General features: G+C 56.5%; 26 protein-coding genes and 1 pseudogene. 13 read left to right on the top strand and 14 right to left on the bottom strand.

What is annotated here, in order from left to right; genetic code table 11:
- Positions 1 to 37: 37 nt before the first annotated feature.
- Positions 38 to 487, bottom strand: coding sequence for a hypothetical protein (locus ACFPM8_RS16680; protein WP_378999036.1), 450 nt, complete (start codon positions 485 to 487; stop codon positions 38 to 40).
- A 753-nt stretch (positions 488 to 1240) separates the two neighbouring features.
- Between ACFPM8_RS16680 and ACFPM8_RS16675 the strand changes: the two genes are divergently transcribed.
- Positions 1241 to 2842, top strand: a complete 1602-nt coding sequence (locus ACFPM8_RS16675; protein ID WP_378999034.1) for an ATP-dependent nuclease — start codon at positions 1241 to 1243, stop codon at positions 2840 to 2842.
- Positions 2835 to 3905, top strand: a complete 1071-nt coding sequence (locus ACFPM8_RS16670; protein WP_378999032.1) for a UvrD-helicase domain-containing protein — start codon at positions 2835 to 2837, stop codon at positions 3903 to 3905. Before ACFPM8_RS16675 ends, ACFPM8_RS16670 begins: the two co-directional genes overlap by 8 nt.
- Positions 3906 to 4112: 207 nt before the next feature.
- Here ACFPM8_RS16670 and ACFPM8_RS16665 read toward each other — a convergent pair whose 3' ends face one another.
- The 3 genes and pseudogenes from ACFPM8_RS16665 to ACFPM8_RS16655 all read right to left on the bottom strand — a co-directional run bounded on the left by ACFPM8_RS16665 (position 4113) and on the right by ACFPM8_RS16655 (position 5487).
- Positions 4113 to 4376, bottom strand: a complete 264-nt coding sequence (locus tag ACFPM8_RS16665; protein WP_378999029.1) for a hypothetical protein — start codon at positions 4374 to 4376, stop codon at positions 4113 to 4115.
- A 186-nt stretch (positions 4377 to 4562) separates the two neighbouring features.
- Positions 4563 to 4892, bottom strand: a pseudogene (locus ACFPM8_RS16660) (isochorismatase family protein); the annotation flags it as partial.
- 19 nt (positions 4893 to 4911) lie between these two features.
- A complete protein-coding gene (locus ACFPM8_RS16655; protein WP_378999027.1) occupies positions 4912 to 5487 on the bottom strand; it encodes a TMEM175 family protein in 576 nt (191 codons plus the stop codon).
- 505 nt (positions 5488 to 5992) lie between these two features.
- On the opposite strand from ACFPM8_RS16655, the gene ACFPM8_RS16650 reads away from it, so the two are divergent.
- A complete protein-coding gene (locus ACFPM8_RS16650; RefSeq protein WP_378999025.1) occupies positions 5993 to 6355 on the top strand; it encodes an MmcQ/YjbR family DNA-binding protein in 363 nt (120 codons plus the stop codon).
- A 101-nt stretch (positions 6356 to 6456) separates the two neighbouring features.
- Here ACFPM8_RS16650 and ACFPM8_RS16645 read toward each other — a convergent pair whose 3' ends face one another.
- Entirely contained in the window at positions 6457 to 7374 is a 918-nt protein-coding gene (locus tag ACFPM8_RS16645; protein WP_378999395.1) for a LysR family transcriptional regulator, read from the bottom strand.
- Between the two features lie 105 nt (positions 7375 to 7479).
- Between ACFPM8_RS16645 and ACFPM8_RS16640 the strand changes: the two genes are divergently transcribed.
- The 7 genes from ACFPM8_RS16640 (at position 7480) to ACFPM8_RS16610 (ending at position 12489) form a co-directional block, all read left to right on the top strand.
- Positions 7480 to 8235: an SDR family oxidoreductase gene (locus ACFPM8_RS16640; protein WP_378999023.1), complete on the top strand. Its 756-nt coding sequence runs from the start codon at positions 7480 to 7482 to the stop codon at positions 8233 to 8235.
- 127 nt (positions 8236 to 8362) lie between these two features.
- On the top strand, positions 8363 to 8728 hold the full coding sequence (locus ACFPM8_RS16635; RefSeq protein WP_378999021.1) for a nuclear transport factor 2 family protein: 366 nt from the start codon (positions 8363 to 8365) through the stop codon (positions 8726 to 8728).
- Between the two features lie 317 nt (positions 8729 to 9045).
- Positions 9046 to 9183 carry a hypothetical protein gene (locus tag ACFPM8_RS16630; protein WP_378999019.1) on the top strand — a complete coding sequence of 46 codons (138 nt, stop codon included), beginning with the start codon at positions 9046 to 9048 and terminating at the stop codon, positions 9181 to 9183.
- Positions 9184 to 9276: 93 nt separating this feature from the next.
- Positions 9277 to 9789: a dethiobiotin synthetase gene (locus ACFPM8_RS16625; protein ID WP_378999017.1), complete on the top strand. Its 513-nt coding sequence runs from the start codon at positions 9277 to 9279 to the stop codon at positions 9787 to 9789.
- Positions 9790 to 10227: 438 nt separating this feature from the next.
- The gene (locus ACFPM8_RS16620) at positions 10228 to 10857 is read left to right on the top strand and encodes an RNA polymerase sigma factor (RefSeq protein WP_378999014.1); all 630 of its coding nucleotides are present in this window, start codon (positions 10228 to 10230) and stop codon (positions 10855 to 10857) included.
- A 35-nt stretch (positions 10858 to 10892) separates the two neighbouring features.
- Positions 10893 to 11549, top strand: coding sequence for an anti-sigma factor family protein (locus tag ACFPM8_RS16615; RefSeq protein WP_378999012.1), 657 nt, complete (start codon positions 10893 to 10895; stop codon positions 11547 to 11549).
- A 241-nt stretch (positions 11550 to 11790) separates the two neighbouring features.
- A complete protein-coding gene (locus ACFPM8_RS16610; protein WP_378999010.1) occupies positions 11791 to 12489 on the top strand; it encodes a CDGSH iron-sulfur domain-containing protein in 699 nt (232 codons plus the stop codon).
- Positions 12490 to 12623: 134 nt separating this feature from the next.
- Here the strand turns inward: ACFPM8_RS16610 and ACFPM8_RS16605 are convergent, their stop codons facing one another.
- The 3 genes from ACFPM8_RS16605 to ACFPM8_RS16595 are packed head-to-tail and all read right to left on the bottom strand — an operon-like array spanning position 12624 to position 15833.
- Entirely contained in the window at positions 12624 to 14198 is a 1575-nt protein-coding gene (locus ACFPM8_RS16605; RefSeq protein ID WP_378999008.1) for an aldehyde dehydrogenase (NADP(+)), read from the bottom strand.
- 23 nt (positions 14199 to 14221) lie between these two features.
- Positions 14222 to 14896, bottom strand: coding sequence for a GntR family transcriptional regulator (locus ACFPM8_RS16600; RefSeq protein WP_378999006.1), 675 nt, complete (start codon positions 14894 to 14896; stop codon positions 14222 to 14224).
- Between the two features lie 19 nt (positions 14897 to 14915).
- Positions 14916 to 15833, bottom strand: a complete 918-nt coding sequence (locus tag ACFPM8_RS16595; protein WP_378999004.1) for a dihydrodipicolinate synthase family protein — start codon at positions 15831 to 15833, stop codon at positions 14916 to 14918.
- 361 nt (positions 15834 to 16194) lie between these two features.
- Here ACFPM8_RS16595 and ACFPM8_RS16590 point away from each other — a divergent pair, with 361 nt between their 5' ends.
- Together ACFPM8_RS16590 and ACFPM8_RS16585 are read left to right on the top strand one after the other, a co-directional pair.
- Entirely contained in the window at positions 16195 to 17319 is a 1125-nt protein-coding gene (locus ACFPM8_RS16590; RefSeq protein WP_378999002.1) for a branched-chain amino acid ABC transporter substrate-binding protein, read from the top strand.
- 67 nt (positions 17320 to 17386) lie between these two features.
- Positions 17387 to 18160, top strand: a complete 774-nt coding sequence (locus ACFPM8_RS16585) for an AraC family transcriptional regulator (RefSeq protein WP_378999000.1) — start codon at positions 17387 to 17389, stop codon at positions 18158 to 18160.
- Position 18161: 1 nt separating this feature from the next.
- Here the strand turns inward: ACFPM8_RS16585 and ACFPM8_RS16580 are convergent, their stop codons facing one another.
- The 4 genes from ACFPM8_RS16580 to ACFPM8_RS16565 are packed head-to-tail and all read right to left on the bottom strand — an operon-like array spanning position 18162 to position 21769.
- Positions 18162 to 19448, bottom strand: a complete 1287-nt coding sequence (locus tag ACFPM8_RS16580; RefSeq protein ID WP_378999393.1) for an FAD-dependent oxidoreductase — start codon at positions 19446 to 19448, stop codon at positions 18162 to 18164.
- A complete protein-coding gene (locus ACFPM8_RS16575) occupies positions 19448 to 19723 on the bottom strand; it encodes a 2Fe-2S iron-sulfur cluster-binding protein (RefSeq protein ID WP_378998998.1) in 276 nt (91 codons plus the stop codon). Before ACFPM8_RS16575 ends, ACFPM8_RS16580 begins: the two co-directional genes overlap by 1 nt.
- Before the next feature lies 1 nt (position 19724).
- Positions 19725 to 20837 (bottom strand): NAD(P)/FAD-dependent oxidoreductase, encoded by a 1113-nt coding sequence (locus ACFPM8_RS16570; RefSeq protein ID WP_378998997.1) that lies wholly within the window; start codon positions 20835 to 20837, stop codon positions 19725 to 19727.
- The gene (locus tag ACFPM8_RS16565; RefSeq protein WP_378998994.1) at positions 20834 to 21769 is read right to left on the bottom strand and encodes a 4-hydroxyproline epimerase; all 936 of its coding nucleotides are present in this window, start codon (positions 21767 to 21769) and stop codon (positions 20834 to 20836) included. Before ACFPM8_RS16565 ends, ACFPM8_RS16570 begins: the two co-directional genes overlap by 4 nt.
- Positions 21770 to 21936: 167 nt before the next feature.
- Here ACFPM8_RS16565 and ACFPM8_RS16560 point away from each other — a divergent pair, with 167 nt between their 5' ends.
- A complete protein-coding gene (locus tag ACFPM8_RS16560) occupies positions 21937 to 22098 on the top strand; it encodes a hypothetical protein (protein WP_378998992.1) in 162 nt (53 codons plus the stop codon).
- 86 nt (positions 22099 to 22184) lie between these two features.
- On the opposite strand, the gene ACFPM8_RS16555 is transcribed toward ACFPM8_RS16560, so the two are convergent.
- The gene (locus tag ACFPM8_RS16555) at positions 22185 to 23528 is read right to left on the bottom strand and encodes a glycosyltransferase family 32 protein (RefSeq protein ID WP_378998991.1); all 1344 of its coding nucleotides are present in this window, start codon (positions 23526 to 23528) and stop codon (positions 22185 to 22187) included.
- Positions 23529 to 23640: 112 nt separating this feature from the next.
- A complete protein-coding gene (locus ACFPM8_RS16550; protein ID WP_378999392.1) occupies positions 23641 to 25302 on the bottom strand; it encodes an eCIS core domain-containing protein in 1662 nt (553 codons plus the stop codon).
- Between the last annotated feature and the right edge of the window lie 23 nt (positions 25303 to 25325).

Genomic DNA, 25325 nt, shown 5'->3' with positions numbered 1-25325 from the left:
CCCCTTGCGAGGAAGGGGGGGGATACATGGCTCAAATTTATTCGAACAAGTTCTTGTAGGAGATGGCCAGCACGAGGAGCGCGGGAAATAGAAGCGCTGCCTTCAGCGACGTTTTCAACGCCTCTCTGAAAGCCTTGGCCGGTGCAACATTGGCCACGCTCAGGTCCGGGTGCAGCGTCGAATAATAGATGACCGCATGCTCTCCGGGGACGTGGCTCCGGCAGGCCTCAAGGTTGGGGATAGTGTTGTGGTGAGTTGAGGAATTGACCGCGTAGGAATATTCCAGCGTGCCGTATCTACCCTCGCGACAGTGGGTGAGGGCGCCCGTGGTTTGTTCGTACCCATCCCATGCCACGCGCATGGATGTCCAGCCATCGCAGCAAAAAAAGCCGATCAGGAGGAGCGGCAGCGTTGCCCATTTATAAACCTGCCTGGCATTGGTCAGAAAGGAGTGGCCTGGTACTGTGTAGGAGGATGAAGTGCTCATGGTACTTGCGCCGCCTTGTGGACGGTCATTGTTGTGATGAACTTGGCCTTTGCTTACAACAGGGCGGGGCGTGCCGAAAAGGAAGTAACCACGGCGTAAAGATTTGCCGTTAGCGTGCGAATAGCTACGATTGCATCATATGGGGTAAAGGAAGTCAATTCAACGTGGAGGTAAAGTCTGCCGACAAGTGTGAAAAGCCGCTAGAGCCTGTACCTATGATCGCCGCTGCGCATCAGGAACTAACATCGTAGGCAAGATGATCGCTCAATCCGAGATGACGTACGGGATGGCTATGAATAGCTGACATGAAGTGGGCAAGTGGTATGCAATTGAGCGAGCAAATTAATGCAATTCAGCAAGCAATCAGCTAAAAGTTCGATTTCGCCATATAAATCATCAAGTTAGGTCACTTTTGGCGAAAAAAACCGTAACCCCGGCCGCGCCTCTTAAAGTTTTGGCATCCGATAACGCCATCGATGATGCAAGCCGCGCCATATAATTTGGCGTATGTTGAATTTCATATGGCGCGGTTTGATGGTTGATGTGCGTACCTAACGGCTCGAACGGATGAAAATCGCTTTCGAACCCAAGCGGACCACGGGGGCGTAGCAATAGGGACCCGGGAACAATTATTCGAGCAGGTGGCGAAGAAAGATTGCCGAGGTATTATTGTGTCACGTCATACCCGCTGGCGCAGCCGACGCGCCAACGCCAAAAGACAAAAACCATTGCTGTTCCAAGGGAGCGCCAACAATGATCGAAAAAATCAAGATTCGGGGATACCGCATTTTCAAAGACATTGAAATCCGCCCGAAGCCAGGGATGAATTTGATCGTGGGGGGCAATGAAGCAGGGAAGAGCACCCTCCTCGAAGCAATTACGCTTGCACTCACCGGCAGGATCAACGGGCGTAGCGCTGTAGAAGAATTGAATCCCTTTTGGTTCAACCTCGATCTGGTCTCTGCATATCTCGCCAAATTAAATGATGGCAAATGCACACCGATGCCGGAAATCCTGATCGAATTGTATTTCCAAAACAGCGCCGAACTACAAGTGTATTGTGGCGCCAACAATTCCGACACGCCACCAACAGCTTGCCCTGGCATCGCCGTGAAAATCGCACCGAATCCGGAATATCTAGCCGAATTGGAAGCTTGGAAAACGAAGGCGCCGACGTTTCTCCCGGTCGACTATTACATGATCGAGTGGCGATCCTTTGCTGGCGAGCGTATCGCGACACGTCAAAGGCTGCTGTCGACAGCCGTGATCGATTCTAGGACCATCAGGTCCGCTACCGGGATCGACTTTCATTTGCGCCAGATACTAAATGATTACATGACACCGGCCGAACGGGCGTTGGTGTCGTACTCATTTCGTGAGGTTAAAGCCGAGATTTCCGAAAAATCCCTGAAAATGGTCAACGAACGGATCGCGAAAGACGAATCTGCCATTCAAGATCAAAAGATTTCCTTGGCCATGGATCAAAGCGCCAGGGCATCATGGGATGCTGCCGTCAGCCCACACATCCGCGATATTCCATTTTCGATGGTGGGGCAGGGGGCGCAAGCGTCCGTCAAAATCTCCCTGGCTCTGAACAAACAAGCTGACCATGCCCGCTTCGTGACGATCGAAGAACCCGAATGCCACCAGTCGCACACCAGCTTGACGCAACTTATTTCCCAGATCGAGCATGGCGCCGGGAACGGTCAGCAGTTATTCATCACTACGCATAGCGCCTACGTTGTAAATCGCCTTGGCCTTGATCGGCTGGTGTTGCTGGCATCAGGGCAGCGAGCAAGCATGACCGGGCTCGATCCGAAGACGATCGGATACTTTCAGAAATTACCGGGCTATGACACGCTACGCTTGGTGCTCGCCCACAAGCTGGTACTAGTGGAGGGGCCATCGGATGAAATTTATTTTGAACGCGTATTCCGTGATCAATATGGAAAGCTGCCGATGGAACTCGGTATCGATGTCTTGAGCATGCGCGGCCTTTCGTTCTGGAACTGCTTGGCACTTTGCCACGCCCTGGACAAGGAAGTCGTTGCCGTACGCGATAACGATGGAAAAGACCTGCAAGCTTTGAACGACGACCTGAAAGACTTTATAAAGCCTGGTCGCAGGACGCTATTCATAAGCAATCCGGCCAACGGTCGGACGCTCGAACCGCACCTTCGTGGCGTTAACAGCGAGCCAGTTTTGCGTCAAATCTTAGATATCCAAGCGCGGGCAGATCTTGCAACATGGATGGCGAACAACAAGACTGAGGGCGCTCTCAGGATAGCCGCGTCGGACCAAAAGATCACCGCGCCACAATACATGATTGATGCAGTCAAAACGATTCATGGCTAATCACCTTACGTTGGCCGTCGCCGGCGGTCGAAAAACGCAGATGATCGCAGAGCGGTGCGCGCAATTCTCCCAAAAGCGCCGCGTTGCGGTCCTGACTTACACCCAGACGAATCAGAACGAATTGAAGATTCGCTTGGCAAAATATGCCAGCGGGCACGTGAATATCGAGGTAATGGGATGGTTCACTTTCCTTTTGCACCATTTCGCCAAACCATTCCTACCTTTAAAGTTCTCTGGTTTGCCTGTTCCTGGATTCAATTTCGAGGGTGAACCGGACCAATACGCTACCGGAGCGGAACGGTTTTTAGATGGTGGCGGCCGCGCCTATCGCTGCGAACTGCCGCGCTTGACTCACGAATTGATCAGCGCAAGCAAAGGCGCAGCAATACGTCGCCTTGAGTGTCTTTACGATGAAATACTGATTGATGAGGTACAGGATTTTTGCGGCTATGACCTTGATCTGCTGGAAGCTCTGTTCACTTCGTCCATACATGTTTGGATGGTGGGTGATGTGCGTCAAGCGATACTGTCGACCAACGCCAAAGCGAAAAAGAACAAGCAGTATCGAGGCGTCAAGATTCTAGACTGGTTTCGTAAGCAGGAGCAAGGCAGTAATCTTTCCATCGATGAGGTCAACGTGACATGGCGTTGTCGCCAGGAGATTGCTGATTTTTCCGATGGCCTGTTCGATAGCAGTTATGGTTTTTCGAAAACCGAGTCGAAGAACGATGTCCTCACGAATCACGATGGCGTGTTCTTCGTCAAACCTCAGGACGTGCCGGCCTACGTCAGGGAATTCAACCCACAATGTCTACGCGATTCGATACGTTCAGCCAAGAAATACAACCAGAACTTCATTAATTTCGGTGCCGCGAAGGGATCTACTCACGAACGGGTATTGGTCTTTCCGACCGGTCGAATGGAGAGTTTCATCACCAAGAAGGCCGAGCTCCCCGAAACCTCGATCGGTGATTTATATGTCGCGGTCACACGGGCAACCCAAAGCGCAGCCATTGTGCTAGAAGACCCAGGCTGTTCGAGCATTTCATTTTGGAAACCATAACCTGATTGGCGCACATTCCAACATGTACGCACAATATGGTCACGAATCAGACCCGATTTCCAACATGTACGTAGATTATGGTCACTGTCTGAAGTCATTTTCCAACATGTACGTAAACTTTTGTACCGTTTGTCAGCACATTTGGTAACGAATGTACGTAAATTTTGGTAAGAACGCGGTTAGAGCGCGTTAGGAAACTGGCTTTTATTATCTAGTTGACCAGTTTAGCAATCGGAGTAATTTCGCATAATTTGTATTATGTAAAATTATGTCGGCAACCCTGGGCTGCGCATCTCGGCAGTTCGCACCTTCGCGTTGTATCCTCCGGTCGGCACCAAAACCATCGAGTTCGAATGGTGCGCTGCGCGCGCCGATCTCTTCCATCGACGGACGCAATAAATCGTTTTTCAGCTTCGGATGACCGGCCAGAACGATCGACAACGTGGCCTTGCCATTGGGCACGATTTCCATCAAACACGAGCCATAGCTCGAGGGGTATATGAGGCTACTGCGTGGCCCGACAGTACAGTGAAAATTGGGCATCTTTAACAGAAAGATCTAGCAATTACCGCAGCTGAGCTAAATTACGGCAGCTGCTCAAGAATTGCCACGCCAGCACACAACGATAAATTGAGCGCCGGTACGGCTCTTTTGGCTTTACTTCTTGGCGAGGACCGGAGCCAGAGTTTCGTGGCTGCCTGTAATCCGCTGCGGCACCTTATGCACTATCGTGTATGCATAGTCGACGCCCATGCCGTAGGCGCCGGAATGTTCCTTCACTATCGCCATAACTGCATCGTAGGTGTCTTTCAGCGCCCAATCGCGTTGCCATTCGAGCATGACTTGCTGCCAGGTCACCGGCACCACGCCAGCTTGGATCATGCGTTGCATGGCGTAGTCGTGCGCTTCTTTCGAGGTGCCGCCGGAGGCATCGGCGACCATATATATTTCGTATCCGCCTTCGAGCATGGCGCAGAGAGTGAAACTGTTTATTTGGCTCGCGAACTCAGTCCCAGCGTAAGCTTTCTATACGCCGATCAGGTACGAACCAAAGAATAGCAACAGCCGCATACACAAGCAAACCGCCAATCCCGCTCCACAACGAGAGCAATATTGCCGCGGCATAAAGGAAAATCGAGATCTGGTTTTTCCTGCCATTGCCCAGGGCAATAGCCAGGCGAGAATTTTCCCCTTCCTTTGCAAGCAAGGCTTTGCCCAGCAACAGGAAGGCAAAGGAAGACATCAACAATACAAGCCCGTAGATGGCCACCGGAGGGGAAGCAGATGGGTCCACGCTGACCCAGGCGGTGACAAAAGGGATCAACGACAGCCAAAACAAAAGATGCAGGTTCGCCCATAGAATCAAGCCGTTTACACTGCGCACCGGCTGCATCAAATGATGGTGATTCACCCAGTAAATTCCGACGTAAATAAAACTCAGAAGGTAACTGGAAAGCAGCGGCGTAATAGCAGATATCTCCGTCCAGCCCGTGCCGAGAGGAACCTTGAGGTTCAGAACCATGATAGTGATCGCAATTGCAAGCACCCCGTCACTGAATGCCTCCAGCCGATTCTTGTTCATGCCGCGCCAACCTGAATCCGATCTGTGACATTGGCTGTGAACAGCCCAAACAAGGCGATGAATCCGAGTGTATCTACATACCTGGTGACACAAGCGAGGCTCATTCCTTGCAATTGAATTCGACGATTCACGTCCATACTTCCCCTCTCCTGGCATCAGTTTTATAAAGCTCATCGCCCTGCCCTTGCAGAGCGCCGCGGCGCCAGGACATGGTATCCGATATGACGTCGCCCGCAAATCGAATGTCCCGGCGTCAAATTACTCCGGCCGCTGGGGAGCTTTGGGCTGCAGCCGCTTCGCGTTTTAATGCACGAGGGGCGGCTGCGCTGCTTTTAGATCTGGCCTCATTGGCGAAGGCGCGCTGTCTCTTTGGCTCATCACGGTTGACGTAAATGGCCTGAAATGGGAGAAAATGGCTAGCGGTCCTGGGGATGTCAATACCTGACCTTTGTGGACCGCCGCGCAAGACACCATTCATTAATTCAACATTGAAAGCCCGCTAAGCATGACCTACGAAGAATTCAATGCCTTTTGTCAGTCGCTCCCGGCGGCGACGTACGTGGTCCAGTGGGGCGGCGCGCAGGTCTGGAAAGTGTGCGGCAAAGTGTTTGCGATTGGCGGGAGGAAAGTCGATGAACCGAGTTTCACGTTCAAGGTCAGTGACGTATCGTACGAGATCTTCAAGGACATGCCCGGCTTGCGCCCCGCGCCATATTTCGCATCGCGCGGCATGAAATGGATCCAACATTTCGCCCAACCTGGGCTACCAGACAACGAATTGCAAGACTATATTCGCTTGTCGTATCAAATGGTCGTGCAAGGAGTGCCGAAGGCTAGGCGGATCGAATGCGGCCTGACCATCTCGTAAAAGGTCAGACGAGCAAAACGTCGTCCGTGGCGGTGCCATATCGCTGTCCAACCGCGTCACCTCCCCTCTTTCATGGATCTGGCCGATTTTCATTTCTTAATCTAATCCGCGCGCCATTCTGCTTCGGCAAGTTTGGAGACGAAGAAATCGGCCAAGGCCCTGATCTTTGCCGCTCGAGTGCGGTTGGAGGGAGTGACAAAATACAGGCCACCTTCCGGCAAGCGCCAGTCGGTCAATATGGCCTCAAGCTGCTTCTCTCGCAGGAACTGGGCCGCTGCGAACTCCGGGAGCTCGGCAATGGCAATTCCAGCAAGGACCGCTGGCACAAGCGCTTCCAGGCTCGTTCCCCGTAACATCCCGGATGGCGTGATCGCACATTCTTCGCCGCTTTTTCGGTTGGTGAAGCGCCACACATCGTGCTTGCTCCTGCTCATGTAGGAAAGACATTGGTGTGCGCCGAGATCGTGCGGATGCTGGGGATAGCCGTATCTTGACAGGTAAGCGGGTGATGCCACAACAAATCGGCGTACCGGCGCGATGAGGCGCGCGACAAGCGACGAGTCTTCCATGATGGCGATACGCAAGGCCGCGTCAAATCCGTCGCCGATCAGATCGGCGTGCGCGTCTCCGAGGTGAAGATCGACCGAAATATCGGGATAGAGCTGAAAGAACTCGGGCAGCAATGGCGCGACCCAGCGAGATCCAAATGACAACGGCGCCGCCAGCTTGATGAGCCCATGGGGTCGGCTCGAGGTTTCACGCGCAAAGTCCTCCGCCTCCATGGCCACCGCGAACATTTTCTGCGCCCGCTCGGTCAGCGAATGACCATAGTCCGTCAGCGAAAGCCGCCGCGAGGTTCGGTTGAAGAGGCGGCCGCCCAGCCGCTCCTCAAGACGTGTGACGGCACGGGACACCGTGGCAACTGACACGCCCATTGCTGCGGCGGCCGCGGCAAAGGAGCCTTCCTCGGCGACTTTGGCAAACATCGCAAGACCTTCAAAATCCGGTAGTTTTGACATCGACAAATCTGCAACGGTGATTTTCAATTATTGCCATTTTAAAAAATAGCATGATGCCATAAATTGATCTTGCAGCACCTTACCACTCACACGAAGGAGAAATTCATGTCACGCAAACTCGAAGGAAAGATTGCCGTTGTCACCGGCTGCACCACCGGAATCGGCCTCGCCACAGCCAAGCGTTTCGCATCGGAAGGCGCGCAGGTCTTTGTGACCGGCCGCCGCAAGGCCGAATTGGACGCCGCCGTAGCGGTGATTGGGTCGACAGCCACCGGCATACAAGCGGATTCCAGCATTCTCACCGATCTCAATCGCCTCTACGAGCGCGTCAAGGCGGAAGCTGGTCGCATCGATGTGCTGTTCGTCAACGCTGGCGGCGGCTCCATGCTGCCCTTGGGATCCATCACCGAAGAGCAATATGACAACACGTTCGGCCGCAACGTGAAGGGTGTCCTCTTCACTGTCCAGAAGTCGCTGCCGCTGCTGGTCGACGGCGCATCGGCCATTCTGACTGCCTCCAACGCCAGCATCAAGGGCACGCCTGCATTCAGCGTTTATAGCGCCTCCAAGGCGGCGGTGCGCAACTTCGCCCGCAGCTGGACCCTCGACCTCAAGTCGCGCGGCATCCGCGTCAACGTCATCAGCCCCGGCCCAATCAAGACATCTGGCCTGGTCGACCTTGCCGGCCCCGACGCCGCGCAGCAACAGGGCTTGCTCGACTACATGAGCACGACCATCCCGCTTGGAAGGGTCGGCGATCCCGAAGAAGTGGCAAGTGTCGCTGCCTTCCTCGCCTCGTCCGATTCGAGCTTCATCGCCGGCACCGAGATCTTCGTCGACGGCGGGCAGGCGCAGATTTAACAGAGACATCCGAGCGGCCGATCCCGAAACCAACATCGTCCTGGTGCATCGGCTTCATGACATGGGCATAAATTTTCACACCATGTGGCCGCAAGCGGCCGACAGCAAAAATTTAAGGAGAAATGTTATGAAAGACCGTACCCATGCACTGCTTTTTCGCAACCTCCAGGAGGTTTTCGGCGAAGGCGACGCTGTGCGTCGTCGCGCAGCGATCAAAGAGCTTTATACCGAAGACTGCGTGATCTATACACCCAAAGAAGCTGTCCTCGGGCACGACGCGCTCGACAAATTCTCGGGTGAACTGCGGGCGACGCATCCCCACTTCGTATATACGCCGCACAGCAAGCCTCAGGCCCTCCACAACGCCGGTCGCATAGCTTGGGGGTCGGGTCCACGCGGCGACGCGCCCGAGTACACGGGTTGGGATGTGATCATCGTTCGGAATGGACAAATCGCAGCGCTCTATGTCTTTCTCGATGCCGAATCCTCGTGACCATCCGTTGCTGCCGCACGTTTTGACAAGCGATGAATAGGGTGTCCGCTTCCGACAGGTCGCGGACGCCGCGTGAGGCCAGTTCGCTGCATCAAGCGGCACTTTCAACCCGATTGGGAGCAGACAGAAAAATATCGTGAGAATAAATTCCGGCCGCCCGCAGTTATACAAGTGACGACACGCACCAGTGTTTCCAGAACAGGAAACATGGATAGGCCCCGCAGCGCAAAAGAGGTGTTACGGCGCAGTGCCGCCCCGATTGGCAAACCAACGCTTTTCCCGGCTTGCCGTGTATTGCGATCTTAAAGGAGACCATCATGAAATTCGCAAAAACCATTCTCGCCATTGGCGTCACGCTCCTCACTCTTGCCGCTGCCGGATGCGCACATCTTGACCCCATGAGTTCAGCCTCGGACATGTCGCCGGGTATGGGCAACATCTATTCCGGACAGTGACGCGAGTTGCAACATGGGACTGACGACGGCTGCCCGGTTATTTTTCCTGGCAGCCGTGATCCCATTCATATGATTATTCGTTGGAGGCAGACCATGAGTCCCATCCACGCCATGCAGTACGGCCAGTGCTTGAGCGCCCGCTACACGCCCATCGCCGTCGCCTTGTTGCTAGCCGGTTGCGCCACGCCGGCATCCATTCCGCCGGGTTCCAGTCAGAACGACGTTCAGGCCCGGCTCGGCGCTCCGCGCGAGGTTTATCACCTGCCGGACGCCACCACACGCTGGCTTTATCCCACGCAACCTGCCGGCGAAACCACGTGGGCAGCCGACATCGACGCGCATGGGCGAGTTGTCAGCATCAAGCAAGTATTGACCATCGAGGAATTCGGCCGGGCCAAGATCGGCCAGTGGACCACGCAGGGTGTGCTGGTGCATTTTGGCCGACCGGTCGAAACCGCCTATTTCCCACTCATGCGGCGCCATGTCTGGAGTTACCGCTTCCTGCAAGACGGCGTTTGGCATTCGATGATGCATTTTTATTTCGATCCGGATGGCGTATTGCGCCTGACCCAAGCCGGCCCGGATCCGGAACAGGGGCAGAACTGAAATGATCGTGAGCCGAAGTGACGTGAAGATTTGCGCGTATACCGCCGCGCTCTTTGTTTTATTCCCGGTTTTGTCGCGGCAATCAAAAAATATCGCAGGAATAAATCCCGGTCACTGACGGTTATGGGGATATAAGCGCCGGCATTTGCGGCGCAGGTCTATGACATGCATAGTCAGATGCGCCGCTCGGATGCTGCGAGCATCTCCCGGCCGAACAGGCAAGGGCACCTCTAAAAACCGTAGCGAACGGCGCAAGGTCGGAGCGAGAAGCGGAGCCGTACGCAGGTACGGTGAGCATCGCAGCTCCGAGATTGCGCCGCGCAGTAGGTTTTTAGGGATGTCCGCAATGGAGGAACTCATGAGAAACGATCACAAGACACCCCCATATGGTTGGCGTAGTCGCCAAACAGACGAGGTGCAGGAAAGCGGGAGATTGCCGTGAGCGCGACCGACAATTCACGCCGCTTCGAAGAGTTGGCCTTGCCGCACTTGGACGCTGCCTACAACCTGGCACGCTGGCTGACCGGCAGCGCGAGCGATGCCGACGATGTCGTGCAGGATGCTTACCTGCGCGCCTTCCGCTTCTTCGACGGCTTCCATGGCGACAACGCGCGCGCATGGCTACTCGCTATCGTTCGGAACACCTGGTTTACCGAATGGCGCAGACGGAGCGACGCAGCTGACGACACACCCTTTGACGACGCACTGCACGACGACGAGCGACTCCCAGGATGGGACGACGAAATCGGCAGCGATCCCGAAACGCTCGCTGTGCGGCGCGACGATGTGGACTTGATTCATCGCGCGCTCGCCGCATTGCCGGTCGAATATCGCGAGGTGCTGGTCCTGCGCGAGTTGGAAGACATGAGCTACCGCGACATCGCGACCGTCACGGGCATTCCGATCGGCACCGTAATGTCGCGGCTGGCACGTGGCCGCCACCTGCTTTGTGCGGCAGTGCGCAAGGCGCAGGGGATGATGCCTTCGGAGCTTGCGCCCGTACACGGAAAGGTAGACGGCAAACTGGTCAGGATGCCTGCGTCGAATTCAGCAAAAGGAGTTAAATAATGGACAAGGACGAAACATCGAGCTCGCTTGGCAGTGTGCTGCGCGACGGATCGCTCTATCATCGCGCGCCACCCCATCTGCGCGCGCGCGTGCTCGCCGAGTTGCCGCGCGAGTCTCCCCGCCGGGCCGCCTTCGCATGGGGCGGCTTCACTACGGATGGCGTGCGGGCATGGCTTAACGGAGGTCTTTCGGGGATCGCGGTCTGTGCGCTGGCATTGAGCGCGGCCACCTTGATCCAGCGGCCGGCGCCAACCGGTTCGATCGACCAGGAAATTGTGTCGAGCCACGTACGCGCATTGTTGTCGCAGCACCCGATCGACGTCGTGTCGACCGATCAGCACACTGTCAAGCCGTGGTTCAACGGCAAAGTCGACTACACGCCGCCAGTCGTCGATCTCGCCGCGCAAGGTTTTCCGCTTGTCGGCGGACGGATCGACTACGTGGGTCACCGCACCGTCGCGGTACTGATCTATCGCTACCAAAAGCACCCGATTGACCTGTACGTATTTCCCGATGCCGGCGGTACGCCGGCTCCCGCCGCACGGGCCTCGGACGGCTATGCGATGGCTCGTTGGCAGCGCAACGGCATGACTTACTGGGCCATCACCGACGCCCAATCGACCCACTTGCATGCATTCGAGCAAGCGGCGCGGGCCGAGGAAGATCATGAAGAAAACCCGTCGCGAGAATAAGGCGGCTAGTGTCCTGTCCCGTAAATAGTTTGATGAAATGAAATGTTCCATTTGGCTGTCAGGCAAGGCGTGAGGAGGCGTCATAGCAAGCTATGGCAACGACGAGCAACGCGGCATGGCGGTCAAATGGAGCGTTTCATATCGAACTTATTTGCGGGACAGGACACTAGGATTCTGGTGTAAATTTTAATGGCGGAGAGCCGCGGCCAGGATATCCAACCTACCCAATCGGAGGCCTCAGATGAACCAGCAGAAACTTGTAGGCGCGAAAGTCAAAATTTCGAAGAACGGACCGTATATCGTCTCGGGCGATATACCTCTAAGCAAGGAGATCATCGGCGCGAACGAAGATGGCGAGTCGGTAAAGTGGGAGCAGAAACAGAAATATCCGTCTCAGGAGCAATACGCATTGTGTCGCTGCGGCCATAGCGCGAACAAGCCGTATTGCGACGGCTCGCATACGAAAGCTGGATTTGACGGCACCGAAACCGCGAGCCGCCAACCGTATCTCGAGCAGGCCAAAGTAATACCAGGCCCGACGGTGTCATTGACGGACGTCGAGAGCTTGTGCGCGTTCGCGCGCTTTTGCGATCCGCGTGGAGGGGTGTGGAAACTCGTCAGCGCAACGGACAACCCTGCTGCGAGTAAGCATTTCGTAAGCCAGGTCTGCGACTGCCCTTCGGGACGGCTGGTGGCTTGGGACAACGTGACCAACAAACCGATCGAGCCGATGTATGAGCCATCCATATGCCTGATCGAAGACCCCGCCAAGGGGTGCTCCGGGCCGCTATGGTTGCGCGGTGGAGTGCAGTTGATCGGGTGCGACGGTTTCGAATACGAAGTACGCAATCGGATGACCTTGTGCCGCTGCGGTGCGTCGCAGAACAAGCCTTTCTGCGATGGCACGCATGCGTCGATCGGGTTCAGCGACAAGAAATGAGCCTATGCTTTTGGTGGCCTGACGCAGACCCATGTTGACCAATTGGATGGCGTTGGTGGTCCTAGTCTGGCACTTCAGTACCTTTCGCACTGGCATACAACAGGGAAGCGGATGCGCCTAAAGCCGCGCAAATCTTACCTCCCCAACTGGCCGTCGCGTCGCTGCCAGATGCGCAGCGGATTGGCATCCTGTAGTGCTGCCGGCAACAAATCCTGCGCCAGATTCTGGTACGACACTGGACGCAGGAAACGATAAATCGCTGCGCTGCCGACCGACGTACTGCGGCTGTCCGAGGTGGCCGGGAACGGACCGCCGTGCACCATCGCATGCGAAACTTCAACGCCGGTCGGAAAATTGTTTGCCAGAATTCGGCCAACCTTACGTTCCAGCCGGGGTAACAGACGGCGCGCCAATGCCTTGTCACCTTCATCCATTTGCAGGGTTGCGGTCAACTGCCCTTCCAGATGCTCGGTCACTTGCAGTAACTCCGCCTCGTTCTCGCATGCAATCATCAAAGAGACTGGACCAAACACTTCTGCGCTCAAGATTGGGTTGCTCAGGAAAGCTTTGGCGCTGGTGCTGAACAATGTTGGCGTTGCCTGATAACCCTCTGCAGCCACACCCTGCCCCAGCAATTTGACATCGGCCTGTTCGGCCAAGGCGGCGACGCCGTGTCGATACGCCGCATGGATGCCGGCAGTCAGCATGGTGGCTGCACTGCGCTGTGTAATTTCCTTGCCCGCCAGCTGTGCAAAGTGCTCAAAATCAGCACCCGCCAAGCCCAGCACCAGCCCTGGATTAGTACAGAACTGACCGGCTCCCATAGTGGCCGAATCGACAAAAGCCTTGGCGATGGTTTCCGCCCGCGCTGCCAGAGCTGCCGGGAGCAGATAAATCGGATTGATGCTGCTCATTTCGGCATACACCGGAATCGGTTGCAACCGCGCCGCCGCCACTTTCATCAGCGCCACGCCGCCTTGGCGCGAACCGGTAAAACCGACCGCCTGAATCCGTGCGTTTTGCACCAGCATCGTTCCAAGCGTATTGCCGATACCGGTCAACAGCGAAAACACGCCTTCCGGTAATTTGCTGGCGGCGACCGCCTGTTGAATAGCGCGCCCGACCAGCTCCGAGGTGCCGGGATGAGCCGGATGCGCCTTGACCACAACCGGACAACCGGCCGCTAGCGCCGCTGCGGTATCGCCGCCGGCAACCGAAAATGCCAAAGGAAAATTACTGGCGCCGAACACCGCAATCGGACCGATCGCAATATTCCGTAGCCGTAAATCGACGCGTGGCAGCGGCAGACGCTCAGGCATTGCCGGATCGATGCGGGCATCGTGCCACGAGCCTTCGCGCAACACTGCTGCAAACAGATTTAGCTGAGCTATGGTGCGGCCCCGCTCTCCTTCCAGACGCGCGCGCGGCAAACCGCTTTCAGCCATGGCGCGGACGATCAGTTCATCGCCAATGTCAAGGATGCACTGGCCAATCTGCTCCAGAAACCTGGCACGCGCTTCAGGGCTGATTTCTCGATAGGTATCGAATGCGGCTTGCGCCAGATCACAGGCATGCTCGACGTCGCGCTGGTCCGCAGTGTGAAAATTCGGCCCTATCTCCTTGCCCAGCGTTGGATCAAAGGCCTGAAATACAGTGCCGTTGCTAGTGCTATAGCTGCTGCCTATAAGCGATTGCCCGGTAATGGTCATATTGTCCCTCAGTAAACGTCCGTTTAATTGTCGATGACTTTGCGCGCAAACAATTCCAGATAGTCGATCAGCGCGTCGCTGCCCTTTGCAGCTTCCTCTGGGTTGCCCTCGGCGATCGAAGCGGCCATCAGCATATGGCATTTGGCCGCTTCGACGATGTCTCCCTCGTGCTGGAAGGCGTACCAGAAGCGCCGACATTTGATGATCAGCGGAATCACCGCTGCCACGGCCGACGGATTGCGGCAGGCTGCGTGAATCACATGATCGAGCTCCTGATCCGCTCGCATATAAGCACCCAAATCGCCCTTTTTGGCGGCCGCCACCATCCGTTTTGCGCAAGTCAGCAAATCTTTGCGTTGCTGCGGCGTAGCCCGGCGCGCGGCGCTTTGGGCGATCAGCTGATCGAGCACGCGTCGGGTTTCGATCAGCGTCAGATGTTCGGCCGCCTCAATGTCGCTGACAATCAAGCCGCGCCTGGGCATCTGCTCGATCAAGCCGTTCGACGCCATCCTCATCAACGCTTCGCGCAACGGGGTACGCCCGCACCCCGTCATTTCGACCAGATCGGCTTCAACCACTGGCGCACCCGGCTCGATCTGTAGCGTCACGATCAGGCTTTCCAAGGCGTCATAAGCGATATCGGCTGCACGCAATTTGGGGGCGGGCGCGAGGCGGCGACTTGTTTCAGTTCTAGTCATTGCGTTTACTACCTTTTAATTAACCGATCTCGAGTTTACTCAAATCGGGGCGGGTGTCGATCGCCTTCCGTATGATCGCGGCAACACGCTCGCGCTCTGCTCCAGCCAGCGGCTGACGCGGAAGACGCACGAATTCATTGCCAACTCCCGCCATTGCTTCGATCAACTTCAGGTTTTGCACCAGTTTGGTCGATACGTCCAGATGCAATAGCGGCGTCATCCATCGATACAATTTGAGCGCTTCATCGTAGCGCTTCGCTTTCATCAGCTTGTACAGTGCCACAGTCTCTTTCGGAAAGGCGACAACGACACCGGCCAATAGGCCGTCGGCGCCGAGCGCCAGCGATTCGAAAGCCAGATCATCGACTCCCATGAACAGCTGATACCGGTCTCCCAGTGCGTTGCGCAAATCGGTAATGCGCCGAATGTTGTCGCTCGACTCCTTGATCGCCACCATCCATTGGCAATCGGCCAGTTCGATGAAATCCTGCGGCGTCAGATCGACTTTGTAAGCAACCGGATTGTTGTAGATCATCACCGGCAGTTGCGCCGCGTTGGCGATGGTGCGCAGATTATCCTTGGCTTCGCGGGCATCGGCCACATACAGCACCGATGGCATAACCATCAAGCCCTGGACCCCCAGCTTGGCGGCCCGCTCGGCGAAATGCACGGCGTCCTTGGTGCGCAATTCGGACACGTTGGCAAGCACCGGCACGCGGCCGTGAGCAACAGACAGCGCGATCCTGGTCACTTCCAGTTTCTCATCCAGCGACAAGGTGCTGGCTTCACCCAACGATCCGCAGGTGACCAAACCATGCACGCCGTTATCGATCTGGAAGGCGTAATGCCGCTCCATTTCAGCGTGATCGAGATCTTCATTTTCTTTGAATTTTGTGGTGACTGCGGGGAATACGCCTTCCCATTTCGGTAACGACATGTACGGCTCCTTTGGAAAAAAATGGATCTGAGTGGTGTCACCACCGTGGTTGAAAACACTGCTGCGTAGAGAGAATAATGTCTCGCAAATATATTTGCAATATATTTAAATTGAGAAAACACACCGGAATTTAGGGGGTATTCAGTCACTATGCGGAACTCCGCATGAATCATGTTTGAATCGGTATAGGTCAATAAAATGGATTGAACAGACGCTAAAAATCCAATGAAAAATAGTGCCGTGCAGTGAAAAGAATGCCTTGCAAATATATTTGCAATATATTTAAATGAGGCGGTCGCAGAAAACATAAAGAGACAATCAACTGCGCGGGAAAAGTCGACAACCCTCAGGAGAAACGAAGATGAACTTTACAAACAAAGCAATCTGTCTGGCCTGCAGTTTGGTCATCAGCGGTGTATCGACGGCACAGGAGATCGTCAAGATTGGCCTCACCAGCCCGCTGACCGGTTCGCAGGCGCAGGCTGGAAAGGACAATGAAAGCGGCGCCAAAATGGCGATCGAACAGCTCAACAAGAGCAAGTTCACAGTGGCCGGCAAAGCGGTAACGTTTCAATTGGAGTCGGAAGACGATCAGGGCGATCCGAAAGCGGGTGTCGCGGTCGCCCAAAAACTGGTGGACAGCAAAGTCAAGGCGGTCCTGGGGCCCTACAATTCCGGAGTAGCGATTCCCGCCTCAAAGGTCTACAACGATTCCGGCATCGTCATGGCTACCGTCGGCACCAATCCACGCATTACAGAACAGGGTTACCAAAATGTGTTTCGGCTGGATCCTAACGATAACCAGTTGGGCGGCGACATGGCCGTGTATGCGGCCAAACAATTGAAATTGAAAAGAGTCGCGGTCATCGATGACCGCACCGCCTACGGCCAAGGCGTCGCCGACGCTTTCCTGAAAGCGGCCAAAGCCAATAAAATCGAGATTGCCGGTCGTGAGTTCACCAATGACAAAGCCAGCGAATTCAGCGCCATTTTGACCTCGATCAAAGGCAAGAAAGTTGATGGCATTTTTTACGGCGGCTACTTCACGCAAGCCGCCGCGATGAAACGCCAGATGAAAGAATTGGGTCTTGAGGTGTATCTGCTCGGCGGAGATGCGATCTGCAATGCGGAGACCGGAAAACTCGGCGGCGAAGCCGTCAACGACAAGGTTTACTGCGTACAAGGCGGCACCGTGTTGGGCAACAAGGCCACGGAAAAAACTTTCCTGAGTGATTTTCAGAATATCTACGGCAAGGCGCCACTCACCTACGCGCCGTATTTCTACGACGGCATGCTGATGCTGGCAGAGGCAATGAAGAAAGCCAACTCCACCGATCCTGCCAAGTTTGGTCCGGTGCTGGCGACCCTGAAGTATTCAGGGGTGGTCGGCAACTATGAATTTGACGTCGGACACAACCTCAAGAATGCGCCGGTCACGATCTATCGATTCAAGGGTGGCGAACCGGTCCCTGCCCCACTCAATTAGGCTGCCTGGATTACGCTGCCGGCGCTGAACGCCGGCAGCAGCCACACCGCATTTTTTTGTGTATATGATGCCTACAACTTTAGCCGCGCCTACGGACACCACTGTCCAGACCGACCGTACTCTGCTGGCGGCATCGCTGGCCAATGTTTTTTTTGCCGAAGCGCTGTTTGACGCATTGCCGGACGTGGTGTTTTTCGTCAAGGGTAAGCAAGCCCAGTATTTGCTTGCCAATCGCACCCTGGTAACGCGTTGCGGACTGCCCGACAAGAAGGCCTTACTGGGACGCACTGTCAGCGATATTTTCCCGTCTAGCTTCGGTGCCAACTATCTGCAACAAGACCTGCAAGTGTTGAGCACCGGCATCGACATCCACGATCAACTGGAACTGCACTTGTACCCCAACCGTGCGCCGGGCTGGTGTGTAACACATAAAATTGTGTTGCGAGACACCGATGGCGGCATCGCCGGCATGGCAGGCATTTCGCGGGATCTGGCGATGCCGGATAAAAACCATCCGGTCTATAAGCGCGTCGCCGCAGCTGCGCGTTATATCCATGATCACTACGATCAACAGTTGCAGATCAGCGATCTCGCGCAAATTGCCGATTTATCGGTGTCGCAGGTAGAGCGTTACTTCCAGAAGATTTTTTCGCTGAATCCACGTCAGATGATCATCAAGACTCGCCTGGATGCAGCTTCGGCGATGCTCGCCGGTCATGACAACATCACCGACATTGCCGCCGCATGCGGCTATCACGATCACAGCGCTTTCACGCGGCAGTTCAAGGCCACGGTCGGAATGACGCCGCGTGCATACCGGCTGTTGCTGCAAGCGAGATAAATCAATCTGCCTGGTTGCGATCTGGCGCAGCACTCTCGCCATGCAAGGAGATCAGGCTGTCAATCCGCGTCGGCGAAATCGGCAAGCGTACCGAATCCGGTTTCCAGCCGAACAGAAAATCGGTGGCGCCGCCGCAGACCCGGCCTTGGCACGGCCCCATGCCGCAGCGTGTATGCAGTTTCGCACTACGCCAGCTGGCATGCGACTGCAAGGCGCCATAAGCGACATCTTCGCAGCGACAAACCAAGGTATCGGATTGACTCAAATGACGTAGTTCAGGGCGCAATGCGAAAGCCTTGCTCAAGCGTCTGGCGAAGGCTTGCTGGCTGCGCCGTTGCGCCAGCCAGTAGCGGACGGGAGCACCGAGTCCACTGGCATGCGCACCGGCTATGTGCCCCTCCGCCAGCGCCAGGTCGACCCCGCCGACTCCGCTGCCCTCGCCTGCGCAATACACATTTTCAATGCTGGTCTGCTGACGCATATTTACCTGTACCGCACCGTCGACGATGCGGCAACCGATCGCCTCTGCCAATTCGGTATTTGGCAACAAACCGTATCCGCAAGCAAGATAATCGCAGGCGATCGTTTTGCGCCGCCCGGCACTCACCACCTGCACTGCGCGCAACTGCTGATCACCCTCCGCTTGCAGCACATAACTGTCGGCGTGATAAGGAATGCCCGCCAATTGCCGACGCAATTGCCAAGCCTGCCTCAATTTCGCCGGCGTACGAGCGAGTTGCAGCGCAAAGCCGGCCAGCTGACGCCAATGACTTTGCTCTAGTATCTGCAGCACCTGCGCGCCGCGCTGTTGCAAGGTCGCCGCTACCGCCAGCAACAAGGGACCGGAACCTGCCACGACGATGCGCTTGCCGTGTACCGGATAGCCGCCTTTCACCAGTGCCTGCAAGCCGCCGGCGCCAGTCACGCCGGCCAGCGTCCAGCCGGGAAACGGCAACAAGCGCTCGCGCGCGCCGGTCGCCAGTATCAGCTTGCGATAGCGCAGCTGAAACGCCTGTTGCGATGTTTCCAGCAACAGCTGCGCAGGACCGATCAACCCCACGATGCGGCTTTGCATGAACCACTGGACGTTGGGCATCGCTTGCAACTCCGTCCATAATTTTTTCGCCTGAGGATGAGGGCTGCGATCCGGGCCGCCGCGCCAGATCTGACCGCCGGCCAGCGGATTGTCGTCAATCAGCGCTATCGCAGCACCGCTTTGCGCGGCACAGCGGGCAGCGGCCAGGCCGGCTGGCCCGGCGCCGACTATCACGATGTCGAAAGCGCGCATCATGTTGCGCTCTGTGCGGTTTCTATCCGCATGCCCGCTGCACAGATGGCCTGGCAAGCCAGCCGGTGGGGATTGCCGTCGATGGTGACTCGACATTCGTGGCAAATGCCCATGCCGCACATTGGCGCCCGCAACATGCCGCTGACCGAGCGCCGGGTGATGCCGGGCGCGCCTGTGGCGGCCAGCGACAGAGCGGCCGCTACGCTGCAGCCCTCCAGCAAGGTGACGCGACTGCCGTTGATGTGGACGGTGATAAAGAGGTCATCAGCAGCCATATTATTTTCCCAATTGTTTGAATCGCGCCGGTAGATACGGTGCTACCGGTATCTCTGTCTGCCGGTCCGCGATCTGCGCGCTTAGCAGCTGCGCAGTGGCCAGCGAGGTGGTAATGCCGAGCCCTTCGTGACCGGTAGCCAGCCAGACATTCGGCCTCGACGGATGCGGCCCGATCAGCGGCAAACCGTCGCTGCTGGCGGCGCGCAGACCTGTCCAGCAGCGCAAGGCATGCAAGCCCGTCAGCGCCGGCACAAAACCGGCAGCGTGGGCCAGCATGCGCGCCAATATCGCCGGTTCGACAGCTTTATCCGTGACATCGAACTGACGCGAAGAGCCAATCAACAACTGCCCCGTCGGGCGCGGCTGCAGGTTGAACGCAACCGAATCGCCATCGGCCGCGTGCGCGCTTTTGATATAGCCGAGTTCGACCAGTTGATGATTGATCATTCCGGGATAGCGGTCGGTGATCACGATATGACCTTTTTTGGGGCGAATGGGCAATTCCGGCAGCAGATGCACCGATGCACTGCCATTCGCCACCAGCACTTTGTCGGCATGTATTTCACTGCCATCGGCCAGCAACACGCCGCCTTCGATGACAGCACTCACCTGTCCGCCGCGCAGCTTGGCGCCGCGGCTTTGCGCGCGTGCCAGCAATAGCGCGGCGCTTTTGGGCGGATACACCACGGCGTCGGCGCCAACCCGCAATCCGCCGCACAAACCGGGCCGCAGTTGCGGCTCCTGTGCATACAATGACGCGGCGTCCAGCAGCTCGCAAGCTATACCGTGCTCACGCAAAGTGCGCTGCTTTTCGCGGGCGACGGCCAGTTCCTCGTCATCGGCGGCGATCCATAGGGTGCCGCAGCGCCGGTATTCATGGAGTTCGGAATCAGGCCCGACCAGTTGCCGCCATAGCGCAAGCGAGTAAGCAGTCAGCGCCAGCTCGGCAGGATTGTCATCCATCACCACCAGATGCCCCATGCCGGCTGCCGTGGCGCCGCTCCCGATGGCTTCGCGTTCGATGACCGTCACCGCCAGGCCTTCGGCCGCCAGCGCATCGGCGCAGGCGGCACCGATCATGCCGGCGCCGATGATCAAGACATCAATGCTCAAACGATGCCCCAGGCGAACGGATCGTCCTGATTGAAAATGAAACTGCTTTCAGCGTTGACGTGCGCGCTGCCGCGAATGATCGGCAATATCTGCTCGCCTTGACGCCGGAACGAGGCTTCGAACACGCTGCCGATGATACTTTCCTGGCGCCAGACTGCGCCTTCCGCCAGCTTGCCGTCGGCTGCCAGACAGGCAATCTTGGCGCTGGTGCCGGTACCGCAAGGCGAGCGATCGTATGCTTTACCGGGGCACAGTACGAAATTGCGGCTATGGTTGTCGGCGTGCAGAGCGGGCGCAAACAATTCGATATGGTCGATCAGTGCCTGGTTGGCGCCGGTAATGCCGGCCAACTCCAGAGTCTCGCGTACCGCCCAGCAAAAATCGGTCAGGGCAGCGATGTTGTCTTGCCGCAGATCCTGACTGTGGTCGCCGATCAGGAAAAACCAATTGCCGCCCCAGGCGATGTCGCCCACCACCTGACCGTAACCGGGCACCTGCAGCACCACGTCCTTGCGCAGACGATACGCGGGAATGTTATGCACCGTCACGCTGCCATCGTCGTGCAACTCGGTTTCGACCACGCCAACCGGGGTTTCGATCTTGTAACGGCCTGCGCCTATGCGCCCCAGATACGCCAGAGACGCAATCAAGCCGATGGTGCCGTGCCCGCACATGCCGAGATAGCCGACATTATTGAAGAAGATGACGCCGGCAGCACAAGCAGGATCTTGCGGTGTGCACAGCAGCGCACCGACCAGCACATCGGAGCCGCGCGGTTCGCACACCACCGCGGTACGTAAATTATCGTGTTGCGAGCGCAATAGTTGTAGCCGTTCGGACAAAGGGCCACGCCCCAGATCGGGACCGCCGTCGAGCACCAGGCGAGTAGGTTCACCGCCGGTGTGAGAATCGAGGATTGAGATTTTTTTCATGCTGACAGCGTAAGCTTATCGGCTGACGCTGTCTTGCTGCTATGCGCCGCAATATATGACGAAATCGGCACAGTACTAGGGCTTGTTGACATATAAATTGGAAAATTTATACGTCCCTTGACCTCAGCCTGTCGCGCAATCTTGGATTGATTACCGGCACGTCTGCGATGGACGCAGTATTCGCGCTGGCATCGGCGACGACCGACATCGCGACGGCGCGTCCAGCTGCCATTGCCGCCGGCATGCACATCACGTTCGCCGTCGCGGGGGCCCTGATCGTCGTCGCGCTAGCCATCGCGATTCGAGATGAACTCGCGACCCTTGTGTAGTCTTCAAGATTCACGGCAATTCGCTCAAAAATTACAAAGGCGCCGATGTCAAGCCCTAGTCTCGGCTTGGATCCGTGGTTCCGGGGTCAAGTGTCGCTCTCGGGGGTGAGGTGACGTAGTCGTAGCAAGTAGGGCGGCACAGACTGGGAAAACGCTTGTTCCAGGACTTCCGGGCTCGCTTTGTCGCTGCCGGTCAGCAGGAATTTGTTGTATCCCATCCCCGTGCGTAGATATTTCTCGGTTTTGTCACCTTCGATATCGGCAAACATTCTCTCAAGAGCTTTCTTCACGTGTGGATTCTTGTGTCGGGATGCTAGCAAGGCGTTGTACATGGCTGAACCTTGCTTCGCTCGAAGCACCAGGGCTTGAACCGTCCGCCGATACCTATCCCATTCAGTCGGCGGGATATTTCCGCGCTGCTTGAGTTCGTCAAGGTAATTCAGCTCAGCGATCGGCTCTTTGTCTTTACTGTCGCGCAGTAACGAGCCAAACAGCGGCACCCGCCCCACCTCATCCTGGTGATAATAGGTGGCCCCGAGGTCAATGTCGCCAAGGCCGACGTCGACGTCCATGTGGATTCCGCCGATCTCGTGCAAGTACAGCAGGCGCGCAATGTCGGAGAAGTACTTGATGTCGTCGGAACCATGGCCATGGGCGACGGCTTTGTAAGCTATGCCGCCCGCGTTCTCGAGTTGGTCCAGCGACACTGGGGAGTCCGGATTCTTCGACATAAGGAACTTGCGCTGCTTTGCCAGGCTCTCGATGGGCCGTACGTTGTAGCCGAGCTTCGTGAGTTCGTCGCGCTGCTGTGCCCGTTCGGCAAGCTTGTCCTGTGCTAGGTCTTTATTCATCAACGTCTCGATGTGGCTCGAGTACCAGAGGTTGTGCCTCCAATCGCTGTCTTTGGTCTTCTTGACGCTTTCCACCAGATTCTCCATCGCTGACCGAGACAAGGGTCCGCCTGTCCAAAATCGGTGAATCTGCTTGGGGATCGGATAGCCTCCTCGATCCATCCGATCCATCTGATCCGGCCCCTCATGACCCTCGAGCAGAATCAAGTTAATCAGCCCGGCCTCCTGACTTTGGCTAAGATAGGACTCCCCCTCCTCCTGCCGGCTTTGCTCGATACGGGCTTGATCTGCGAGGGACAGGGATTCGGACTCGGCGTCCTGCCCGACCTGCATGCGCTGAATCGGCTCTCCACGTATCCGCTGTCGCTGCTGAACGGCACCGCCGAACCTGTTGTTAAGCTGATTGTCAGGTGCTTTCCTACGCTGTATCGGGCTGCGGGCATAAGAGTAGCTACCCATTGTGGTCAAATAACTGCCGTTACCATCGGCCGCCGTCGCTGGCTGCGCGACCACCTCACGCGGCGTTTGATGCCGGCTAGCGATGGTTGTTTTGAGTATTGGAACCTGCTTTGCTTGCATGATTCTTGGCCTCGATCTACGTGATAGAGCGATTGAATATGATGAACATCTGACGGCGTATACGTCACAAGCCTGCGAAGCGGACCACATTAAAGGGGAAAGCGACAAAAAATTAGTCATAGACATCGAATTCCGATTCGACATCGCGCAGGTTGAACTCTTCCTGCCACTGCCTCGACTCTTTGTCGATGGGAGTGAAAGGGCTGTAGAGGGCGTCGAAATTTGCGGCCATATCCATCGTAAAGTGATAACGATGAACGTCTGTTATGTCGCGTCGATAAAGTCGATTCCAGAAAGCGAAGAGCGCCAGCGCGAGCGACTTGACCCGTCGTGCGCCTGCGCCGCCGTCAGTCGCGAGAATAAACATCCTGGCTGCGGTCATCGATGGCCCCATGTCTGTGGGGTTGCCGAGCAATAACGCCGTTTTGACATGGGGATTGGACGGTTTCGGCGTTGCTTCTTTGCCGCGCCATGCCCGATCCACGGGCTTCCGAACCACTAATGGTCCGACCAATACCGAACCCTGATAGCGTTCCGGTGGAAGTGCGTGAGGGTTGTTTAGGTTCCGTTCCCGCTCATTGTCGATTGTTAGAACAAGCTCTTCGTTTTTCGTTTGATAGAGCAATTCCTGTACATCGTGAATTGCAGCGACCAATTCCCCAAACGTATGCTTCTGGGGATGGGTCAAAACATCTGAAAGCGTGGTGACCTCCAAAATCCGGACGTATTCGAGATAAGTTCGGCGGTTCTTTGGCGCCAACTTGGCAAGGTTGTCTATGACCGTGCCGTATTTTTTTAGGGCGATGGGGATATTTGTCTGGATGATGTCAACCAGTTCATTGAATATATCGGAACGGCCGACAATTTCGGTGGCGTATTCTTTCTCGGCCGTCTTTTTTTGTTTGGAACGGGCTTCGCCGAGCGCCGCCAGCGCCAGTTCATCGGCGTTGTCGTAATGCCGCACCTTGGCTTTCTGCTGCTTTCCCGGCGGTGGCTGGTAATCGTTTTTGGCGATCTTTTTGTTTTCGGGCGCCCCGGCCCACTTGATCATCACATGCTTGAGCCGATCTGGATTTTCTGCGAAATATTGGTCGAACTCGGCTTTCAGATCCTGGTCGGAGATAGAGGTCAAGATCCCCTTTAGAAATTCTTCCACCGAGTTGTTCTTAAAGGTTATTACCTGTTTGTTCAGCGACAGCTTGGTCTGGATGATGCCTTGCCCCGCCGCTGCGTTAATAGCGACCGGGAACCGATTTACGCCGGCATTATGCGGGTCGTAGAACCTGGTCTGGGCAATCCCTAGCCGATGCGCCCGCGCGCCCATCGCGTCCGCTTCCCGCTCCAGTCCCTGATCGTCATTGAGCATGGCGCCCCCGAGTGGCACGGTCGGCGCTACCCTGCCCTGCGCCTGTTGCACCACATGCCAGGCCTCATGCGGCAGATGCTGTTCCTGTCCCGCTGCCAGATGAATCTCGCTGCCCTGCGCATAGGCATGCGCCTGCAACCGCGCCGGCTTGGCAGAGTTGTAATGCACCTTGACGCGGGACAGGTTGATGCCGGACAAGGCCTCGACCCCGTACCTCAAGTCATCCGGCAAGCCGCTCTGACTGACCGGGCCGGCAGGCGCGCTCGCCGGCCGTCGCTGCAGCACGCTGCCGCCATAGTGATAAGTGCCCATCGAAGTGAAATCGTTGCCGCCGCCCAGTTTCGCGCCGGGTGGCGCCGGCTGGCGGAGCGGCGCGCCAAGTACCGGCGCTGGCGTTTGCGGCGTCATTTTTCTCACGTTTACCCTCCTTC

It is taken from the genome of Paraherbaspirillum soli (assembly GCF_042654985.1).
GTDB classification, from domain to species: domain Bacteria; phylum Pseudomonadota; class Gammaproteobacteria; order Burkholderiales; family Burkholderiaceae_D; genus Paraherbaspirillum; species Paraherbaspirillum soli.
The sequence above is the reverse complement of the archived record's forward strand: the minus strand, read 5'-3'. Positions and strand labels throughout refer to the sequence as shown.

Bases quoted from the DNA above. Each gene is read 5' to 3' on its own strand.
- ACFPM8_RS16680 (WP_378999036.1), bottom strand. From the start codon at position 487: ATGAGCACTTCATCCTCCTACACAGTACCAGGCCACTCCTTTCTGACC.
- ACFPM8_RS16675 (WP_378999034.1), top strand. From the start codon at position 1,241: ATGATCGAAAAAATCAAGATTCGGGGATACCGCATTTTCAAAGACATT.
- ACFPM8_RS16670 (WP_378999032.1), top strand. From the start codon at position 2,835: ATGGCTAATCACCTTACGTTGGCCGTCGCCGGCGGTCGAAAAACGCAG.
- ACFPM8_RS16665 (WP_378999029.1), bottom strand. From the start codon at position 4,376: ATGGAAATCGTGCCCAATGGCAAGGCCACGTTGTCGATCGTTCTGGCC.
- ACFPM8_RS16655 (WP_378999027.1), bottom strand. From the start codon at position 5,487: ATGAACAAGAATCGGCTGGAGGCATTCAGTGACGGGGTGCTTGCAATT.
- ACFPM8_RS16650 (WP_378999025.1), top strand. From the start codon at position 5,993: ATGACCTACGAAGAATTCAATGCCTTTTGTCAGTCGCTCCCGGCGGCG.
- ACFPM8_RS16645 (WP_378999395.1), bottom strand. From the start codon at position 7,374: ATGTCAAAACTACCGGATTTTGAAGGTCTTGCGATGTTTGCCAAAGTC.
- ACFPM8_RS16640 (WP_378999023.1), top strand. From the start codon at position 7,480: ATGTCACGCAAACTCGAAGGAAAGATTGCCGTTGTCACCGGCTGCACC.
- ACFPM8_RS16635 (WP_378999021.1), top strand. From the start codon at position 8,363: ATGAAAGACCGTACCCATGCACTGCTTTTTCGCAACCTCCAGGAGGTT.
- ACFPM8_RS16630 (WP_378999019.1), top strand. From the start codon at position 9,046: ATGAAATTCGCAAAAACCATTCTCGCCATTGGCGTCACGCTCCTCACT.
- ACFPM8_RS16625 (WP_378999017.1), top strand. From the start codon at position 9,277: ATGAGTCCCATCCACGCCATGCAGTACGGCCAGTGCTTGAGCGCCCGC.
- ACFPM8_RS16610 (WP_378999010.1), top strand. From the start codon at position 11,791: ATGAACCAGCAGAAACTTGTAGGCGCGAAAGTCAAAATTTCGAAGAAC.
- ACFPM8_RS16605 (WP_378999008.1), bottom strand. From the start codon at position 14,198: ATGACCATTACCGGGCAATCGCTTATAGGCAGCAGCTATAGCACTAGC.
- ACFPM8_RS16600 (WP_378999006.1), bottom strand. From the start codon at position 14,896: ATGACTAGAACTGAAACAAGTCGCCGCCTCGCGCCCGCCCCCAAATTG.
- ACFPM8_RS16595 (WP_378999004.1), bottom strand. From the start codon at position 15,833: ATGTCGTTACCGAAATGGGAAGGCGTATTCCCCGCAGTCACCACAAAA.
- ACFPM8_RS16590 (WP_378999002.1), top strand. From the start codon at position 16,195: ATGAACTTTACAAACAAAGCAATCTGTCTGGCCTGCAGTTTGGTCATC.
- ACFPM8_RS16585 (WP_378999000.1), top strand. From the start codon at position 17,387: ATGCCTACAACTTTAGCCGCGCCTACGGACACCACTGTCCAGACCGAC.
- ACFPM8_RS16580 (WP_378999393.1), bottom strand. From the start codon at position 19,448: ATGCGCGCTTTCGACATCGTGATAGTCGGCGCCGGGCCAGCCGGCCTG.
- ACFPM8_RS16575 (WP_378998998.1), bottom strand. From the start codon at position 19,723: ATGGCTGCTGATGACCTCTTTATCACCGTCCACATCAACGGCAGTCGC.
- ACFPM8_RS16565 (WP_378998994.1), bottom strand. From the start codon at position 21,769: ATGAAAAAAATCTCAATCCTCGATTCTCACACCGGCGGTGAACCTACT.
- ACFPM8_RS16560 (WP_378998992.1), top strand. From the start codon at position 21,937: ATGGACGCAGTATTCGCGCTGGCATCGGCGACGACCGACATCGCGACG.
- ACFPM8_RS16555 (WP_378998991.1), bottom strand. From the start codon at position 23,528: ATGCAAGCAAAGCAGGTTCCAATACTCAAAACAACCATCGCTAGCCGG.
- ACFPM8_RS16550 (WP_378999392.1), bottom strand. From the start codon at position 25,302: ATGACGCCGCAAACGCCAGCGCCGGTACTTGGCGCGCCGCTCCGCCAG.